General features: G+C 51.2%; 14 protein-coding genes and 1 pseudogene. 1 reads left to right on the top strand and 14 read right to left on the bottom strand.

Features of this window, described 5'->3' with window-relative positions:
- The 5 genes from CCB157_RS02235 to CCB157_RS02215 form a co-directional block, all read right to left on the bottom strand.
- A partial coding sequence (locus CCB157_RS02235) for a transposase (RefSeq protein ID WP_193432241.1) occupies positions 1-296 on the bottom strand: 296 nt, incomplete at its 3' end.
- A 270-nt stretch (positions 297-566) separates the two neighbouring features.
- Positions 567-1,697 (bottom strand): UvrD-helicase domain-containing protein, encoded by a 1,131-nt coding sequence (locus CCB157_RS02230; RefSeq protein ID WP_238594559.1) that lies wholly within the window; start codon positions 1,695-1,697, stop codon positions 567-569.
- Complete coding sequence (locus CCB157_RS02225) at positions 1,684-3,297, bottom strand: ATP-dependent nuclease (RefSeq protein ID WP_077614296.1); 1,614 nt, start codon at positions 3,295-3,297, stop codon at positions 1,684-1,686. The genes CCB157_RS02230 and CCB157_RS02225 overlap by 14 nt, the downstream gene beginning before the upstream one ends.
- A gap of 1,038 nt (positions 3,298-4,335) precedes the next feature.
- On the bottom strand, positions 4,336-5,703 hold the full coding sequence (rlmD, locus tag CCB157_RS02220) for a 23S rRNA (uracil(1939)-C(5))-methyltransferase RlmD (RefSeq protein WP_077614295.1): 1,368 nt from the start codon (positions 5,701-5,703) through the stop codon (positions 4,336-4,338).
- Between the two features lie 510 nt (positions 5,704-6,213).
- Positions 6,214-7,152, bottom strand: a complete 939-nt coding sequence (locus CCB157_RS02215; protein WP_077614294.1) for a diacylglycerol kinase — start codon at positions 7,150-7,152, stop codon at positions 6,214-6,216.
- 196 nt (positions 7,153-7,348) lie between these two features.
- Here CCB157_RS02215 and CCB157_RS17925 point away from each other — a divergent pair.
- Positions 7,349-7,519, top strand: a pseudogene (locus tag CCB157_RS17925) (transcriptional regulator); the annotation flags it as partial.
- A 523-nt stretch (positions 7,520-8,042) separates the two neighbouring features.
- Here CCB157_RS17925 and CCB157_RS02205 read toward each other — a convergent pair.
- The 9 genes from CCB157_RS02205 to CCB157_RS18185 form a co-directional block, all read right to left on the bottom strand.
- The gene (locus CCB157_RS02205; RefSeq protein WP_077614293.1) at positions 8,043-8,972 is read right to left on the bottom strand and encodes an aldo/keto reductase; all 930 of its coding nucleotides are present in this window, start codon (positions 8,970-8,972) and stop codon (positions 8,043-8,045) included.
- A 241-nt stretch (positions 8,973-9,213) separates the two neighbouring features.
- On the bottom strand, positions 9,214-11,181 hold the full coding sequence (locus CCB157_RS02200) for an NADPH-dependent 2,4-dienoyl-CoA reductase (RefSeq protein ID WP_077614306.1): 1,968 nt from the start codon (positions 11,179-11,181) through the stop codon (positions 9,214-9,216).
- A 465-nt stretch (positions 11,182-11,646) separates the two neighbouring features.
- Positions 11,647-13,074: an Asp-tRNA(Asn)/Glu-tRNA(Gln) amidotransferase subunit GatB gene (gene gatB / locus CCB157_RS02195; RefSeq protein WP_077614292.1), complete on the bottom strand. Its 1,428-nt coding sequence runs from the start codon at positions 13,072-13,074 to the stop codon at positions 11,647-11,649.
- On the bottom strand, positions 13,074-14,534 hold the full coding sequence (gene gatA, locus CCB157_RS02190) for an Asp-tRNA(Asn)/Glu-tRNA(Gln) amidotransferase subunit GatA (protein ID WP_077614291.1): 1,461 nt from the start codon (positions 14,532-14,534) through the stop codon (positions 13,074-13,076). Before gatA ends, gatB begins: the two co-directional genes overlap by 1 nt.
- A 118-nt stretch (positions 14,535-14,652) precedes the next feature.
- Positions 14,653-14,946, bottom strand: a complete 294-nt coding sequence (gene gatC, locus CCB157_RS02185) for an Asp-tRNA(Asn)/Glu-tRNA(Gln) amidotransferase subunit GatC (RefSeq protein ID WP_077614305.1) — start codon at positions 14,944-14,946, stop codon at positions 14,653-14,655.
- Positions 14,947-15,088: 142 nt separating this feature from the next.
- Positions 15,089-15,628 carry an SWIM zinc finger family protein gene (locus CCB157_RS02180; protein WP_077614290.1) on the bottom strand — a complete coding sequence of 180 codons (540 nt, stop codon included), beginning with the start codon at positions 15,626-15,628 and terminating at the stop codon, positions 15,089-15,091.
- Positions 15,628-16,002 carry a helicase-related protein gene (locus tag CCB157_RS02175; RefSeq protein WP_077614289.1) on the bottom strand — a complete coding sequence of 125 codons (375 nt, stop codon included), beginning with the start codon at positions 16,000-16,002 and terminating at the stop codon, positions 15,628-15,630. Before CCB157_RS02175 ends, CCB157_RS02180 begins: the two co-directional genes overlap by 1 nt.
- Positions 15,999-16,589: a DEAD/DEAH box helicase gene (locus CCB157_RS18190; protein ID WP_274519609.1), complete on the bottom strand. Its 591-nt coding sequence runs from the start codon at positions 16,587-16,589 to the stop codon at positions 15,999-16,001. The genes CCB157_RS02175 and CCB157_RS18190 overlap by 4 nt, the downstream gene beginning before the upstream one ends.
- Entirely contained in the window at positions 16,570-18,651 is a 2,082-nt protein-coding gene (locus CCB157_RS18185; protein ID WP_077614287.1) for a DEAD/DEAH box helicase, read from the bottom strand. The genes CCB157_RS18190 and CCB157_RS18185 overlap by 20 nt, the downstream gene beginning before the upstream one ends.
- Positions 18,652-18,853 lie beyond the last annotated feature (202 nt).

Raw genomic sequence — 18,853 nt, 5'->3', positions numbered from 1 at the left:
CTAATGATTGCTTCCTCCAGCCAGCCCGTGTGCCGTTGGTAAGGGGCAAACAACTGTGTTTGAAATTCCCCGTTTCGGTCTCTTGGAACCAAAAGACCCTCAATCCGGCCATATTGCGTATCTAGATTTCGCTGATAGTAGCCGTTTCTCATATTCGGTGTTCCAGCCTGTTCGATTTCGAGGAAATTTTTCATTTCTTCCCGCATAATCAGCTCTAATTTTTCTTTCACAAATTGACGAATAACACTTTCCAGTTGATTTGCCCAGTCGACATTCGGTATACTTCTTTTAGACATAGGTAGGGTACTCCTTTCTCTGGAATGTGTTATGGCTAAATCAGAGAATACCCTACCTTTTTTCTTTTGGTCTAGCAAAATGCTTTACACAAACTTTTATACATCATCTGACGTGATCTTAATATAAATTTATTTATAAAATTTATTGGCTTGTTTTATGTAAAATTCTTATTTCATACTTTCTTCGCCCCACTTCCGTAATTACAATCACATACTGATAATTAACTACATAAGTATAGTTTAATTTAACTTTCTCCTCATCCACTTTAACTATGAAGTATAGTTTTTACTTGCATCTTTCCATGGGGTTATAAATTTAAAATATGGGACCTTATCTGATAAAATCGCAACATTATTCTTACTTCTTGTAATGGCTACATAAAATTGTGCAAGGGTCTTTTCAGACATTTTATTTTGTCCTTTTACAATATGATTTTCCATTTCTTTGGTTGGTAATATTAATACATTTTCAAAGCTTAGTCCTTTTGATTTGCCGAAAGAAATTGACTCAAACTTTAAATCTTCATCTAAATTTGATTTGAACTTTTTTAATGCTCTTATGTCATGGTAAAGAACTGTTGGATTAAAGTGTTTTATAAACCCGGACACATCTTCAAAACTAACTACAAATGCACCTCCAGTATCTTCTGAACGATCTGCAGCCTTAGCCGATTTCATATTAAGGTCAGTATATAAAGTATTTGCTAAATCGCATACTACTTGAGGACAACGGTGACATAATTCCAATGTTTCGAATTCATCATGTTTTAATTCTACTTTAAAAAAATTAAAAATGTTAACACCTTTATAGTTGCTTAGAAAAGAACCAGAGTTCGTTGAATAAGTTGCTTGTCTGTGATCACCCACAATAATAAGATTTAACTTTGACTTATATATAGCTTCAATTATTTTTAGATCATACCCTACCATGTCTTGAATCTCATCAATTAGAATTGTTGTATAAATCTTCTCAAGTCTATCAATTATGGTATTACCAGATTTCAACAATATGTTATAACAAAATTGGGCTAGTCTTTCATAGTATAAATTCCCATGAGAGTCATAATAATATTTCCAATTTGTGGCCGTTACGCCTCGTAATCGAGGAATTTCTCCCATTTTGCAAAAATTAATTCCCTCTATTTCAGGTCCACCCATTACTTTTCGGTATGGCCTTGCACACTCATTTATTAAAAAATCTGTCCATGTTTTGCACTTGATATTTTTGGGTATTACTCCTACCGTTTTAATGAGGTCATTCTTCATAGAGTTTAAATTGGCATTTGTGTATGTAAGATACAGAACTTTTCCCTTAGTGTAGTATTTTACTGCTTCACCTATTAACAATGTAGTCTTACCTGTCCCAGCAGCAGCCTTAATTATTCTCTTATTGGATGGCATCATATATATACTCCGGAAAATTTAATTCAATAGTTTTATTCAAAAAAACTTTAAGCGCCCACTCACTTTTGTTATTACTCATATAATGAAGCAACTCATCTTCTGACTTATCAGGTTTACCTAGGATTACTTTCAGTTTCTCATAATTTCCACTATGGCATTTTAATACCTGTGGCTCAAGTGTGTTTAAATCATTGTCTCGACTGTAACAGAACTTAATGTTCTCAACCTCATAGTCCTTATATTTTTTTATAATATTTTTTTCAAAATCACTATCATTATCAGTAACAACCACAGTATCTATATGAAGTAATTTTGCTATATCTAAAAATCTTTTAAAGGAAAGCCCGTTCACTGATATGATATCAATTCCATCATCCAAAGGTAATTTTTTATATTTTTGGTAGTATGCTCTTTGAACAATTAATTCGTCTGCTGGCCCCTCTACTAAAATTACTTTTTTCGACAAAATGAATCTTAACGTATCATAATTCGGTAGTTTTTGAAAATACTCCTTTGTATCTTGCGGCAATTCATTTAACGTGCCATTTCTTTCCTCTCCTAGAAGAATAACATTTTCCATTGACATTTTATTTAATACATATGAACTGTGCGTGGTTATAATTAATTGCTGATCGGAGCAATCTTTTGTGATTTTGTCTAACAGAATTCTCATGTTTGAAAAAGACAGGTGACTTTCAGGCTCTTCAATTAATATTAAATTCCTATTAGGCTTTCGGTTTCCAATAGCCAAAGTTGTTTTTATTACATTCTGTTCTCCTTTACCTATAAAATCAAAAGGTATATCATCTAAAAAAGCAGCAATTGCCGTCTCCCATGAAGCCTTTTGGGATACATCTAAGGATATAGATAAATTTCTTGAGTCGTCTAACATAAGATTTTTCTTTTTATTTAAAACCTCATTAATAGATGAAATATTGGGGTGCTCACCGAATTTTTCTTTATAGCTTCGGTAGAGTACTGCTAGATTCGCTTTTTGTTTTTCATCTAAAACATCTGAAATTATTTTCATAATGTATTTTTGAGAGCTTGTAGCCAAACTTGTTGTAGTGGAATCAATTAAATGGGATTTAACCGGAATTGACCTAGTAGTTATCGTTGCACCAGCAAAACTTTTCCATTCAACTGTATAGTATTCAGTAGGAATATGTTGAAAATTATCATTATCAATATATTGCTGATACTCTTCCCTAAAATTCTCATTAAACTTAATAGTAAATTTGAATCCCGGTGTATTTATACTTTCACTATTCTCTAATCCCATCAATTCATTTATGTCAGAATCTTCTGACTCAGAGAAAAATAATTCAATTACAACTTCTGGAGGCAACTTCTTATTATCAATCTTCACCTCTTCAATAAACTGTTTAACAATATTCCTATTAAAAATATAAGGTGAAAGTTCGTAATAAATAGGTCTTCCATTTATTGTTCCTGTTAAAGCTAAGTGAATTGCTTCTAAAAGAGTAGATTTACCAGTACCATTATTTCCTACTATTACTGAAAAATCGTTATTAAACTCTAAGGAAAAGTCTTCAAATTTCTTGAAGTTATGAACTTTAACTTTTTTTAATAACAATTTTAGCCCCTCCTAATAATAAATCGATTAATATATAGGGCTATGTTTACTGTAAAAAGTAATTTAAATTGTAAAATATAAAAGTAATCGTTTTTAACTTCTCTTTTGACACAACATCCAAGGTGAGGAATCCATGTTATTTTATCAATAATACCAAGGACATTTAGACTAAATTCTTTATTTAAAATCCTCGTAAGCCAACTATACCACAATCAACATCTGAAGCATTCTCACCTTTCAGCAAAGCAGGTAGTTCCTTTTTTATTGTTTTTCTTCTAACTCATCATAAAAATGATCTATATTTACTTTAATTACCTCTCAGCTTACTATTCTTACATTTATAACATTTTAGTCAAAACACTTATTACCGAATTTCAGTATCAGAGACTTTTTTATCAATTGCGACTATCATTTTCCACTCGCCCTATCTTTTAATGGTTTCTGTTTTTATTTGTTTTTTCAAATAGAAAGACGATGGAATGTTTTACACACTGCTTGACTGAAAAAATGATCGCCACCAAATTTATGTATCAAGTAAATGAAACTTGACTAAAAAAGAAAAGAACCCTTGATATACAAGGATTCTTATCTCTTATCTTTTATCTTTCTTTTTGGTTTTGATAAGCAAAGTACGCTTAGGCTGTTTTTTGCTTGTAACTTTGTACGATTAGCACTCTCAGCCAAACCATGAGAAGTATGCTACATTATCAATATATGCACAGTAATCAGTAGATTTATTGTTAGTAGTGCAGATAATTAAATCATTATCGCAGCATCCTTTTGACTTAATATCGTTGTAGTAACAGTAATCATAGATATAGCAACAATCTCAATGGACCATATTGCCCACAACCAGGCCCACAGTGATTGTATGGCCCCGCGCATTCAATTAAGCAACAGTCCAACCTTGTGATGAACTTACTCCCGAATGGATCACCAAGAATAATATACCGTTATTGTAACGGGTTAATTTAAAATTAACTTTTTATTAGGAAAAGTACGTTTAAAAAAGTAAAATTAAACGAGCTTTTCCATATCCTATATTTTTTTCAGCAACGCACAACACTCCACATGCATCGTCTGCGGGAACATGTCGACAGGCTGGGCTTCGACGGTTTTGAAGCCGCCGTCCTCTAGGATGCGGAGGTCGCGGGCCAAAGTCGAAGGATTGCACGACACGTAGACGACGCGTTTCGGGCGCATGGCAATGATCGTCCGGAGCAACGCCTCATCGCAGCCTTTTCTCGGGGGATCGACGACGATGACGTCGGCACGGATGCCTTCTTCCGCCCAGCGCGGGATGACTTCTTCGGCCTTGCCGACGGCGAACTCCGCATTGGTCAGGCCGTTGAGCGCAGCGTTCGCCCTGGCGTCCTCGATCGCCTCTGGGACGACCTCCACGCCGTACACCTTTCCGGCCTTTTGCGCCAAAAACAACGAGATCGTGCCGACCCCGCAATAGGCGTCGATGACCGTTTCGCCGCCCGAGAGATCGGCGTATTCGAGCGCCTTTTCATAAAGGACGCGCGTTTGCACCGGATTTACTTGATAAAACGAGCGCGCGGAAATCGCAAACTTCACCGGGCCGATTTGGTCATAGATGACGTCCCGCCCCCAAAGCGTCCGCGTTTCTTCCCCGTAAATGACATTGGTCCGCAACGGGTTCACGTTTTGCACGATCGCTTTAATTTGAGGGAATTTTTTCGGCAGTTCGGTAATGAAACGCTTGCGGTGCGGCAAGTCTTTCGTCCGGGTCACGAGCACCACCATCGCCTCGCCGCTCACCCGGCCGACGCGGACACCGATGTAGCGCAACACTCCGCGATGCGCTTCCTCATCGTATGGGGGAATGCCGCTGTCTTTTGCGATCCGCTTCACTTCCTGAATGATTTCATCGCCCAAGGCGTCCGTGATTAAACAATGATCCATGTCGATGATGCGATGGCTACGTTTTTGATAGAAACCGGCGATCCATTCGCCGTCGCGGCTTCCGACCGGGACGAACGCTTTATTCCGGTATTGCCACGGCTCGGTCATCCCGATCGTCGGCCGCACGCTAACGCCTTCCAAACCGCCGATGCGAGCAAAAGCGTCTTCCACGACTTTGCGCTTGAAGGCGAGCTGGGCGTCATAGCGGACATGCTGCAATTGGCAGCCGCCGCAGCGTCCGTAAATCTCGCACGGCGGCTCGACGCGGTCCGGGCTTTGTTTAATAAACTGCTGCACCCGGGCGTAGCCGTAATCCTTTTTCGTTTTCAACACCTTGGCTTCGACCGTCTCGCCGGGCAACGCGTTCGGAATGAACAACGTATAGCCGTCGATTTTGGCAACGCCGGAGCCGTCGTGTGACCAATCGACGACGGTGGCGGTGACGATGTCGTTTTTCTTTACCGGTGGTTGCGTCATCGGATTCACTCGCTTTACGGTCTGGTTCAGCGCGCGAAAAGCTGGGATAAAAAAGCGGCGGCCGCAACGGCCGTCAGGTAAACAGACACGTGAAAGACTCCTTTAAGGCGCCAAAACGGCAGGCAAATGAATATAGAAACACCCGACGGAGACTTCCGCCGCCCGATGCCAAACGGAAAAAGACAGACATTGAGCCTGCCTGAAACGAAATAGCGGGACGATGGGTTCATCAACCATTACGCATCTAAATCCCGTACTGAGACAAAGACGTGCCAAACCCTTTCATTCGCCTTTCCAGCATGCCAATCTGCCTTTTCGTCCGCACGCTTGAGGACGCCGGGCAAAATCCGCTAAACACAAGAGCATGGCCGATTTTTCTATCCTCATTGATCCGCCGCGCCTTGAGTTTGATTTTTGCTTAATCCCGGGGACAAACCTCATGGGCAGCTCCGCCCGCGGGGCTGTTTCTCCGTCCCGACAGCGTCCGGTGCCCGCTTCGCCCCATTTCCGTTATTTTGCGCCGGAACTTGCTTCCTTAATCTCGCGGGCGTAACGTTCCGCCGTCTCTCGCGGCACGAGCAAGCGCAAATGGTGCGTGAGGTTGTCAAATGTGGCCGGCATCAGTCCGCCGTATTCGCCGTCCACGTTCAACTGCATTTTCTCGTCCGTATCGACTTCAATATGCTTCGCTTTCGTATACAGCACCTTTTTGTCTTCCACGTGCTCGCCTTTCAAGGCCAGGCGCGCCAGCCGAATGAATTCGGGAAGGCTTGCCTTTTTCAAGACGAGCAAGTCGAACCAGCCGTCGTTTAATGAAGCCGCGGGCGCCAGTTTTTCGAAACCGGCCACCGAATTGGTATTGGCGACGAAAAACAGCATGATATCGTCTTCAAGAACGTGGTCGTCGTATCGGATGCGGACCGAGGTCGGGCGTATCGACGGGAGTTTTTCGATGCCTTTTAAATAATAGGCCAGCTGCCCTAGCATCGTCTTCAGCTTGCTCGGCACTTCATAAGAAATCTCGGTCAGCTTGCCGCCGCCGGCGATGTAAATGAAATAGCGGTCATTCACCTTGCCGACGTCGAGCGGAATTTCATGTCCCTCGCAAAGGACGTCGCACGCTTTGACGATATCGCGCGACACGCCGATCGCCCGGGCAAAGTCGTTGGTCGTCCCCATCGGGATGATGCCGAATTTCGGCCGATGCGGCTGTTCGGCCAAACCGTTGACCACTTCGTTGATCGTTCCGTCGCCGCCCGCCGCGACCACAAGGTCAAACTCACGCACCACGGCTTCGCGCGCCGCCGCCGTGGCGTCGCCCGCCCCGGTCGTGGCATGGCAGGAAGCCTCATATCCGGCTTTTTCCAAACGGTCCAAAATATAGGGGATGTTGCGGCGGATTTGTTCGCGGCCGGACGTCGGATTATAGATCAGCCGTGCCCGTTTCATGGCCATCACCTGCGGTAATAAAATAAGGTCGGTCGGGATCCCGAGCCTATCCGAACATAAAAAGACAGCCCCCGATCCGGGGAAGCTGCTCGTCCATGGCTATTATACTGGAAACGCCGCGAAAAGAAAAGGAAGAGCGGCTGGCCAATTTAAACGGGAGCTGTAAGGCGATCAGATTTTGAGATGATTGAGGCTCTGGAGCGAAAGGCGCCCTCACTTGGGCGGCGCCTTGGGAAACGCCCTCTTGGAGAGGCTTCTCGAATTAAATTGGATTAAGCGCTTGCCCGCCACGCGCGCCATCGAAGTGACGCCTGAAGGAAGACGGGGGCTTAAAGAAGCATTTTCTATGGATATCGACCAATTATAGATCACTAGAATGCCTGCTCGAAATGGATCCCGCCAAATTGATCGCTCGGGGTTAAAAATGGCAATGAAATCACAATAAAATAAGGAACATGATGGCTCAGGTGGACGGTTTAAGCTCGGTTTAACCATCATTTAGTTGTAAATATACATTATAAGGGTAAATTTTAATCACTTTTTGCGATGCCGAGCGTGCCGTCTGACGCCCATGCGCACCGATTCTCAATGCATACGAGGAACGATTCAACAAAAATTGCCCGGAATTCAACGAAAACCACGGGAAATTCAATAAAAGTCCCAAAGAATTCAACGAAAATCGCCGGAATTCAATAAATCTATATTTTCTGTTATTTTTAGCTTATCATGGCCCCGCAATAAAATTTATCCATCCGCTGACGTTCGTCGGCCCACATACAAAACAAGGGAAGCCTCACGTCGTAAAGGGACAATCAAGGCAGCGCGTATTTCGCCGTTTAAGAGAAAAGAGGCCAAAACGGGTTCATCCGTTTTGGCACCCTGAAATGGTTTTAATCGGCCCGGCCCTTTAAAATTGCGTCGATCCGTTCGATGTCCGAAGCGGACAGTTCGATTTCGGCGGCTTCGATGAGGCCGCGAATGTGGTCGGGGCGGCGGCCGCCGGGGATGACGGCGTCAACGCCGTCTTGAGCGAGCAGCCAGGCGAGCGCCAAGTTCGGGAGCGTCGTTTGTTTTTCCGCGGCGACGCCTTTCAGTCGCTCCGCGATGTTGACCTTTTCATCGAACTCTTCTTGGCTCATCCTCCGGATCGCGGGATCACCGACCTTGTATTTTCCGCTCAACAGCCCGGAGGCAAGCGGAAAATACGGGATGAAGGAGATGCCGTGTTGCGCGCAGTAAGGCAGCACGTCGGCCTCCACCGAGCGGTCAAACATATTGTAAGCCGCCTGCAGCGCGGTGACCGCCGCGGTCCGGTCGGCTTCCTGCAATTGTTCGAGCGACAAGTTCGAGACACCGATCGCCCGGATTTTTCCTTCCTCCTGCAAGCGCGCCAGTTCCCCGACGGACTCGGCAATCGGCGTTTCGTTGTCCGGGAAGTGAAGATAGTACAGATCGACGTAGTCCGTCTGCAATCTTTTTAAGCTCGCTTCCAACGCGCTCCGGAGATATTCGGGGCGGTTGTTGATGCGGGTGCTCCCGTCCGCTCCCCATTGGCATCCGCCCTTCGTCGCGATGAACAGCTCTTCCCGCTTGACGCCGATTTCCTTCAACGCTTCGCCGATCAGTTCCTCGGAACGGCCGTGGCCGTAAACGTCGGCGGTGTCGATAAAGTTCACGCCTAGACGGATGGCCTCTTTAACGAAAGCTTTGCCTTCCTCTTCGTTTAAATCCTTGAAATAGTTATGCCCGCCGACTTTGTTCGTGCCGATGCCGATGACCGAAATTTGAAAATCCGTTTTCTGCAGTGACGTATATCTCACGTCGATCGCTCCTTTCCTTTCATCCCGTCTCAGAAGGAAACATGGGATAGTTCGATAAAGTCATGCAAAGCGGTCGATCCGTCGCTCCCTCCTTCCGCCCGTGCGCCCCGGAAGACCGTCCATGGGACTTCCCCTTCTAGAATACCGCCTGCAAACCATCTCTGGCCAATGAAAGACCCCCCGATTCAAAAGGCCCCGATTCGCGAAACGGCAAATCCCGGCCGCGGGGATAAAACCATTTTCAATAAAGCGCATGGCGGTCCGCCGCAACCGTATAGGCCAAGCTCGCTCCTTCATAGATCGCGCGTTTCGCGTCCAGTTCCCCCGGTTGCCTCGCCCCGCCGATCACCGTCACCTTGACGCCCACTGCTTTCAACCTGTCGAGGCCTTGGAACGCACGCGCTTCCTGGCCGGCGGCAATGATGACGGTGTCCGCTTTGATCAATTCTTCTTTCGTACTGCCGGCCTTCGTCCGTTCGATGACGACGCCTTCGGGGCGAATCGCTTTATAAGTCAATTCGTTGAGGAAGACGACCCCGCTTTGGCTCAAGTGCTGGACGAGCGCCCAGCGCGTCGTTTTGCCGAGGCCTTCGCCCATTTTGCCGCGCCGCCTCATGAGCGTGATGCGGTGCGTCCCTTGCGCCGATAAAAAGTGGGCGACGTCGCAGCCGACACCGCCGGCGCCGATGATCGCGACGTCGCGGCCGACGCGTTCCGGATGTTCAAACGCTTCCGGATAGGTCAGGACATGGGGGCTGTCTACGCCGGCAATGTCCGGCACCCTCGGCCGGACGCCGACGGCAATCACCGCCTCTTCAAAGCCTTCGCGCAACAGCTCATCGGCGCTCACTTCATGCCCCAGTTTGACGTCGACGCCCAAGCGCGCGAGTTCGGCCCGGTAATAACGGAGGGTTTCGTTGAACTCCCCCTTCATGGGGACCCTTTTCGCATAAAGCAATTGACCGCCCAACGCCCCGGACGCTTCATACAGCGTCACGTTTTCCCCTTTTTCGGCAAGCGCGCGGGCGGCTTCCAAACCGGCGGGCCCGCCGCCGACGACGGCGATCTTTTTCGGGCGCGCCGACTTTTCCAATCGCCAGATCGACTCCCGGCCGGCTCTAGGGTTGACGAGACAGGACGCCGGCCGGCCTTCGAAAACGTGGTCGAGGCAAGCCTGGTTGCAGGCGATGCACATGTTGATCCGCTCATACTCGCCGTTCGCCGCTTTTTGCAGAAGATCGGGGTCGGCGAGAAACGGGCGGGCCATAGAGACGAAATCGCACGCGCCGCGGGCGATCAGCAGGTCGGCGAGGCGCGGATCGTTGATGCGGTTGCTGCCGATGACGGGAATATGGACGTGCCGCTTGATCCGCTCCGCCACCTCGATGAACCCGGCGCGCGGCACCATCATGGAAATCGTCGGCACTTGCGACTCATGCCAGCCGATGCCGATGTTCAGGGCATCCGCCCCCACCATTTCGAGCGCCTGGGCAAATTGAATCGTCTCGGCTGCGGTCGTGCTTCCCGGGATGAGGTCGGCGCCCGACATCCGGAAGATGACCGGGACATCCGGGCCGACGCTTTTGCGGACGGCTTCCATGACGCGAAGCGGAAAGCGCATGCGTTTTTCAAACGTACCGCCCCAATCGTCTTCTCGGTCATTCGTCACGGGCGACAGAAACTGATTCAGCAAATACCCTTCCGACCCCATGATTTCAACGGCGTCAAATCCGAGTTCGACCGCCTGTTTGGCCGCTTCGGCAAAACAGTCAATCAGGCGTTCAATCTCCGGCCCGGACAAGGCTTCAGGCGTGTGGCGATGAATCGGGGAGCGCTTCGCCGCCGGCGCCACCGCCGGGCGGCCGGTAATGAGCGGCTCGGCATAGCGTCCGGCATGAAACAACTGAGCGGCGATCCGTCCGCCGACTTCATGGACGCCCGCCGTGATTTTTTTCATGATGGCGGCGTCGCGTTTGCGGTAAAACCCGAGGAAATGCAAGCCGCCTTCACCTTCCGGCGACACGGAAATGCCGCCCGTCACGATTAATCCCGGCCCGCCTTTCTTGGCGCGCGTTTTATAAAAGGCAACGAGCGCTTCGCCGCTGTCGTCCGCGCCTTCCAATCCGACGTGCATCGAGCCCATGATGACGCGATTCGGCAGCGTCAAACCGGCGAGCTGAAAAGGAGAAAACAAATGATCCAAACCCACATAAGCCACCTCCGTTTTTGCGCGCGTTTGCTTCGCGCTTCCATGCCGCCGCCGGCGCATGGATGAGGCAGCGCCAATGACGGCGCCGACCGCTGCAAACGCCAATTTTCCCATCATTTATGGATGTTTTGTGTTGAAAAAACGGGATGTAGGACGCCCTAAGGCGCAGGCCGCCATGTGACCGGTGACTCGACGTGATGCTATTCATGTATATTCTTCAAAGCTATGTACATGTTTCGATAACGAAACGAAAAATCCCTTTTTTGCTTCGATCGTTTGGCGCGCCTCTCTATCGGGACAACGGCCTTCTGGTAGGCGGCGGGCGGGGACCGTCAGAAATCAACGCGGCGGGATCGCGGTCAGCCTTCACGCAGCCAGCGGATCGGAACCAAAAAAAAGCCTCCCCGCGGGAGAATGCGGGGAGGCCGTTTGAAAAGAGAATTACAGATAGATAGAAGCAGTCGTTTAACGTTTGGCAATTTCTTCCAAAATAATTTTGTTGACCATCGGTGGGTTCGCTTGGCCGCGCGTCTTTTTCATGACTTCGCCGACAAGGAAGCCCAAGGCGCGGTCCTTGCCGTTTTTATAGTCGATGATCGATTGCTCATTGGCGTCCAGAATCGGCAGGATGATCTCGCGCAGCTGGGCTTCATCGGAAATTTGCACGAGGCCTTTTTCCTTGACGATTTTTTCCGGATCGCCGCCGTTTTTCATCAGCTCTTTAAACACCTTTTTCGCGATTTTGGAAGAAATCGTCCCTTTCTCGATCAAGGCGATGAGCTTGGCGAGCGCTTCGGGCGTCAGCGGAACTTCGGTGATCTCCTTCGCTTCAGCGTTCAAATAAGCCATCACTTCGCCCATGATCCAGTTGGACGCCTGCTTCGCGTCGGCGCCGGCCGCGATCGTCGCTTCGAAAAAGTCGGAGACGTCCTTGGATTGGGTGAGCACCATCGCGTCGTACGCCGGTAAGCCGAGTTCATTGATGTAACGGGCTTTCCGGGCATCCGGAAGCTCCGGAATTTGGGCGCGGACTCTTTCCTTCCACGCGTCGTCGATGTGCAGCTTGACGAGATCGGGCTCCGGAAAATAGCGGTAATCCTCCGAACCTTCTTTGACGCGCATCAGCACCGTCGTTTTCGTCGCTTCATCAAAGCGGCGGGTTTCTTGGCGGATAACGCCGCCGGAAAGCAAGATGCGCGCTTGACGGTCGCGCTCGTATTCGAGCCCCTTTTGCACGAAGTTGAAGGAGTTCAAGTTTTTCAACTCCGTCTTCGTGCCGAAAGCTTCTTGGCCGTACGGGCGGAGCGACAAGTTGGCGTCGCAGCGCAGCGAGCCTTCTTCCATCTTGCAATCGGAGACGCCGGTGTACTGCATGATCGCCTTCAGTTTTTCCAAATAAGCGTAAGCCTCTTCGGGCGAACGGATGTCCGGCTCGGAGACGATTTCGATGAGCGGCGTGCCGACGCGGTTAAAGTCGACGAGTGAACCGTCATCATGGTGGGTCAGCTTGCCGGCGTCTTCTTCCAGGTGAAGACGGGTAATGCCGATGCGTTTTTTCTTCCCGTTTACTTCAATCTCGATGTAACCGTTCCGGCCGATCGGCTGGTCGTATTGCGAAATTTGGTAGGCTTTCGGGTTGTCGGGATAAAAATAGTTTTTCCGGTCAAACTTCGTGTCCGTCGCAATCTCGCAGTTCAGCGCCATCGCCGCCCGCATCGCCAGTTCGACGGCTTCTTTGTTCAACACCGGGAGCACGCCGGGATGGCCGAGGCAAATCGGGCACGTGTGCGTGTTGGGCGGCGCGCCGAACTCGGTCGAGCAGCCGCAAAAGATTTTCGATTTCGTTTTCAATTCCACGTGGACTTCCAGCCCGATGATCGTTTCAAAATTCATCAGCCAGACACCCCTTTCAGATCCGGCGTAAGGTTCCAGTTCGCCGCTTGTTCATAGGCGAAAGCGACGCGGTAAACCGTGGCTTCGTCAAAGGGTTTGCCGATGATTTGCAAACCGACCGGGAGCCCGTCGGACAATCCGCAAGGCACACTGATCGCGGGCACGCCGGCGAGGTTGACCGGGATCGTCAAAATGTCGTTGGCGTACATGGTGAGCGGATCATCGATTTTTTCGCCGATCTTGAAAGCCGGAGTCGGCGTCGTCGGCCCGATGATCACGTCGTATTTTTCCAACACGTTTTCAAAGTCGCGTTTGATGAGCGTCCGGACTTTTTGCGCCTTTTTATAATAGGCGTCGTAATAGCCGGAGCTGAGCGCGAACGTGCCGAGCATGATGCGGCGCTTGACTTCGGCGCCGAAGCCCGCGCTCCGCGTCTTTTTGTACATATCCATTAAATTGTCGGCTTCCTGGCGCACGCCGTAGCGAACGCCGTCAAAACGGGCGAGGTTCGCCGAAGCTTCCGAGGAAGCGAGCAAGTAATAAGTGGCAACCGCGTATTTAGAGTGAGGAAGCGACACTTCTTCCCATGCGGCGCCGAGCGCTTCCAATTGCGCCAGCGCGTTTTGCACGGCGCGCCGTACGCCTTCGTCGACGCCTTCGCCCAAGTATTCCTTCGGCACCGCGATTTTCAAGCCCTTGACGTCGCCCGTGAGCGCGCTCGTATAATCCGGCACGTCCACATCGGCGGACGTCGAATCGTAAGGATCGACGCCGGCGATGGCTTGCAGCAAATAGGCATTGTCCGCCACCGTGCGGGTGATCGGCCCGATTTGATCCAGGGACGAGGCGAAAGCCACGAGCCCGAACCGCGACACGCGGCCGTATGTCGGTTTCATGCCGACGACGCCGCAAAAAGCGGCCGGCTGCCGGATCGATCCCCCGGTGTCCGAACCGAGGGCGAAAGGCACCATGCCGGCGGCGACAGCCGCCGCCGAACCGCCGCTCGAACCGCCGGGCACGCGTTCAAGATCCCACGGATTGCGCGTGACGTGAAATCCGGAATTTTCGTTGGAAGACCCCATGGCAAACTCGTCCATGTTCAGCTTGCCGATGATGATCCCTTTTTGTTCTTTAATTTTGCTGATGACGGTCGCGTCATAAAGCGGAATGAAATTTTCGAGCAAACGGCTCGCGCACGTCGTTTTTAAGCCTTTCGTCACGATGTTGTCCTTGATGCCGATCGGAAGCCCAAAAAGGGCGGCTTCTTCGGAATAGCCTTCTTCGTCAAGGGTTTTCGCCACGGCGCGGGCATCTTCTTCATTCAGCGTCAAAAAAGCGCCGATTTGGCAGTCGTAAGCGGCGATTTTTTCATAGGCTTCATCGACGAGATCGGAAACGGAAATCTCTTTTTTATGTAAACGCTCTTGGATCGCTTGATAACCTTCTTCAAAAAGCGGCACCGTCTTCCCTCCTCTGTTTATAGCCATCTATTGGTTTGACCCAAAGGTGCGCAAACAAGGGCCGGCTTTGCCCGGACGGTCACGTTGGCCGACCGCGCAAGCAGCCGGACGCTGTTCGTCAACCTTCGAGAATGTTCGGCACTCTGACCTGTCCGTCCCGCTTGTCGGGCGCATTGAGCAGTGCCTCTTCACGGGAAATCGACTCGCGCACCTCGTCGGGACGCATGACGTTTGCGATATTTAAAACGTGCGTCGTTTCTTCGATGCCGTCGGTATCCAGCTCATTGAGCTGTTCGGCAAAAGCGATGATGTCGCCGAGATCTTTCGTAAACACGGCGATTTCTTCATCGGTGAAAGCGAGCCGTGCCAGATCGGCGACGTGTTCCACCTGTTCTTTCGTAATGCGCGCCACCATTCTCACCTCCGCATACACGTCCAATCAATAGTTTGATGATACCAAATAACGAAGCGTGCCGGCAAACGATCCCCCCACACCACCGACGCTTTTTCTCCGCCGCCGCGGGGGCAGACCGGCGTCCGCTCCAAAAACCGCCTTATGACCGGCGCTTTTTAATGTCGGCTTTCACGATCGTTTGAATATCTTGCATCACTTTGTGGAGAGGGGGCTGAAACGGCCAGGCGACTTCGCTCTCCTCGCCGAACCGAACCGGGTCGGTCGCCCGCAAAATTTCCTCAAGTTTTTTGATCCCCTGAGGCGCCCGTTCGGCGTGCAAGCCCGCCAGCCGTTCCGTCACCGCTTTGACGCGGTCGGCGTGCACCGCCCATTTCAGCACGGCGGCGACGATATGTTTGCAGGGCACGGCGCCGTCCGGACACGTACACGTGAACAACACGTCGTCCAAATCCGGCAGCTCCGCTCCCGCCGGGCTGTTGAAAAAGGCCGAGACTTGGTAAAGTTCGGATCCTTTGACATCGGCGGTAAAGCCGAACGCTTTCTCCTTCAGATCGAGCACGCGCCCCTCCGTATATAAAAGTTCACCGCGGCGCCGCCTCGCCGGATCGGCGAGGCTGAAAAAGCGTTTCAACCACGCGCGAAAGCGGCGATCGCGCACGTAAGCCGACACGTCGGCCATTATGCCAGCACCTTCCCTCTCAAGCGGACAAGATCGTAGATTTCTTCATCGCTCATTTCGGTCACCCAGGCATCACCGCCGCCCAAAATTTGATCGGCCAAGCCTTTTTTCTTTTCGATCAAGTCGTCGATCCTCTTCTCCAGCGTGCCTTCCGTGATCAATTTATAAACGTGGACGTCCTGCTCTTGGCCGATCCGGTACGTTCGGTCGGTCGCCTGATCTTCGACCGCCGGATTCCACCACCGGTCAAAATGAATGACGTGGTTGGCGTTCGTCAGATTGAGCCCGAAACCGCCCGCACGAAGGGAAAGAATGAAGATCCCGGAACCTTCCAACGATTGAAAGGCGCGGATCATTTCTTCCCGCTTTTTCACCGGGACGCGCCGTGGAGAAAATATACCGGGCAGTCGGGAGCCTTTTCTTTCACAAAGCGGACGAGCAGTTCGCCCATCCGCACATATTGGGTAAAGACGAGCGCGCTCTGTCCGGCCGCGAAAATCGGCGTCAAGAGTTCCGTCAACGCCGCCAGTTTGCCGGGCGTGGCGAGCGCCGTTTTTTTCGTAATGAGCGCCGGATGATCGCAAATTTGCTTGAGCTTCGAGAGCGCCGACAAAATCAGGCCTTTGCGGCGGATGCCCGCCGACTGCGTCATTTTCTCCATCAGATCGTCGACAACCGATTGATAAAGGGACGCCTGCTCCTCGTTTAGTTGGCAGTAAATCTTGCGCTCGTTTTTATCGGGCAAATCTTGAATGATTCTTTTATCCGTCTTTTCCCGCCTTAGAAGGAAGGGCCGGATTAACCGTTTTAAAAGGGCGGCGCGTTTTTCATCTCCCTTTTTTTCGATCGGGTGGATGAACGCCTTGCGGAACGCGGCGAGCGGCCCGAGATAGCCCGGATTTAAAAAGTCCATGATCGACCACAATTCTTCCAGGCGGTTTTCAATCGGCGTCCCGGTCAGCGCCAGGCGGTGCCGGGCATGAAACCGGCGAAGTGCGCGGCTTTTTTTTCGCCGCCGGATTTTTGATCGCCTGCGCCTCGTCGAGAATGAGCGAGGAAAAAGGAACGGCGTTCAGCCAATCAGCATCTTTGACGACGAGGGCGTAGCTCGTGACGACGACGTCCACCTCACGCAATTTCTTCAGAAAAACTTCGCCCACCGCCCGCTCGGCCCCGTGATGGACGTAAACCTTTAAAGACGGGGAAAATGCCCGCAATTCCCGCTCCCAGTTTCCGAGCACCGACGTCGGGCAGACGATCAGCGCCGGCTCGCCCGGATGCGCTTCTTTTCCATTCAAGAGATAAGCGATCGTCTGCACGGTTTTGCCGAGCCCCATGTCATCGGCAAGGCAGGCGCCGGCCCCCTTTTCCCGCATGGCGACAAGCCAAGTGTATCCGCGCTTTTGGTAGGGGCGAAGCGCGCCATTCAAACCGGGCGGAACGGGGAGATTGCGGTCCGGCCTTTTCATGACGGATTCGAGGAAGCGTTCGACCTCTTCCGACATTTCGATCGACAAGCCGTCTTCCCCGTCGCCTTGGGCGAGCGACAGCCGCATGGCCTCGGACAACCGCCCGGACGCTTTCAAGCTTCCTCCGGCTTCTTTCAGACGGGCATAGATGGCGTTCAGCTTTTCGAGCGGAAGTTCCACCCACTCGTCGCCGTTCTGAATAAAGCGGCGCTGTTCGCGGACCAAGGTTTCAAATTGTTCCGCCGTCAAAGCCAGGTCGCCGACCGAGAGCCGCCAATTAAAGGAAACCATGGAATCAAAGGAAAAAGCGCGGCCGTCCGCCCTCACGGAGAGGCGCATGGCGACCGGTGACCGGCGCCGATCGCGGACTTTCATCCAATCGGGAAAAAGGATGGCGATGTCCCGCTCCCGCAAGCCATCGCGATGATTGACCAAATCGATGACGTCTTCCGTCGTCAACGCGATCGGGCCATCGGCATCTAAAAAGTGGAGTCTGCCGTTAAACCGCATCAAATCCTGGACGCGCGCGTCAAGCCAATCGATCCATGCCGGCGCGCGCTCCGCCACATCCGCGAGAGGGAGCCACTCGGGGGCGTCCCCGTCGCTGCGCATGACTTCCACCGCCAATTCCGCTTCCCACGCGCCACCCGCGCGAAACGGATCGTCGCGATGAACGGGCGCCAGGCGCACGGCGACCGACTGCGGCGCCAAACGTTCGGTGAAATAAGAAAACTTAAAAGCCGCAAGCGCCGCGACATCCGCTTGATCCGGCGCGGCGCCGACAAACCGCCGGATGCGTTCCTTAAAGCCATGCATGAGCGCTTTCGTTTCCGGCTCGGCGGAAGACATATAAAACCCGCCCCCGCCATACACGAGGTGATAAAACCACGCGCTTGCGGCCGATCCATGATATTCGAATTCCGGCCAATCTTTTAGGTGGGAGGCATAGGCGCGCTGAAGCGTGCGGCGGATGAGGCTGTCTCCCCAGCCGTCCAGAAAAGCGGAAAGCCAGCGATGGAGCGGTTGCTGGGCGATCGCCTTCGGCATAAGCGCCTCTTCGGGGATGCGGTGCAGCCACTCGGAGAGGAGTCCCGCCCGTTCCAGCGGCGCTTTATCCAACACCCAGTGGGCGGCCAGATAGACGATGCCGCCTTTATCCACCGTCAGCAGATGGGGGCGATAGCGGTCGTTTTCGAGGAGAAGAGCGATCGCGTCGGCGATGTCTGCAAAGAAATGCCAGGTCGGACCGGGGGCCATCCAAGGCGGGAGATGGCGGGCAAAGGCATGATCCACAAGAAAGTCAAACGCCGTCGCCATCGGCACGATCAGCCCTTCCGCATCGAAGTCGCCCGACGCTTTTTCCATCGTCAGCGAGGCCGGCCGGACTTCCGAGCCGGACAAAAGTCGCCGCCATATCGGAATGACGGATAACTGGAGCTTTAAGTTTTTATTGTTTTGTTGGTCAAACGATCCGTCCGGACGGGAAAGCCATAAAAAGAAGCCCGTCTCATCGTCAGCGGCGGCCACAAACGCCAAGTTCAATTGCAGACTCACGACCGACACTCCATCCCTGTAGATCCGAGTGTTCTTGTGTTCATATAAATGTTCATTAAATTGATTATATCACAGACGTAGAAGTCGACCAATCGGCTCGGCAAGCCGGTTCGGACCCGAACGGCGGACCGGTCGAACGTCGTCTTTCTTCAAGTTATTCATAACCCGCAAAGGGGCAACCGCCATGTTCAAGCCGAGAGGG

The organism is Caenibacillus caldisaponilyticus (assembly GCF_002003465.1).
Lineage (GTDB): Bacteria > Bacillota > Bacilli > Bacillales > Sporolactobacillaceae > Caenibacillus > Caenibacillus caldisaponilyticus.
Note: the sequence above shows the minus strand (reverse complement) of the source record. Positions and strands in the feature narration are given on the sequence as shown.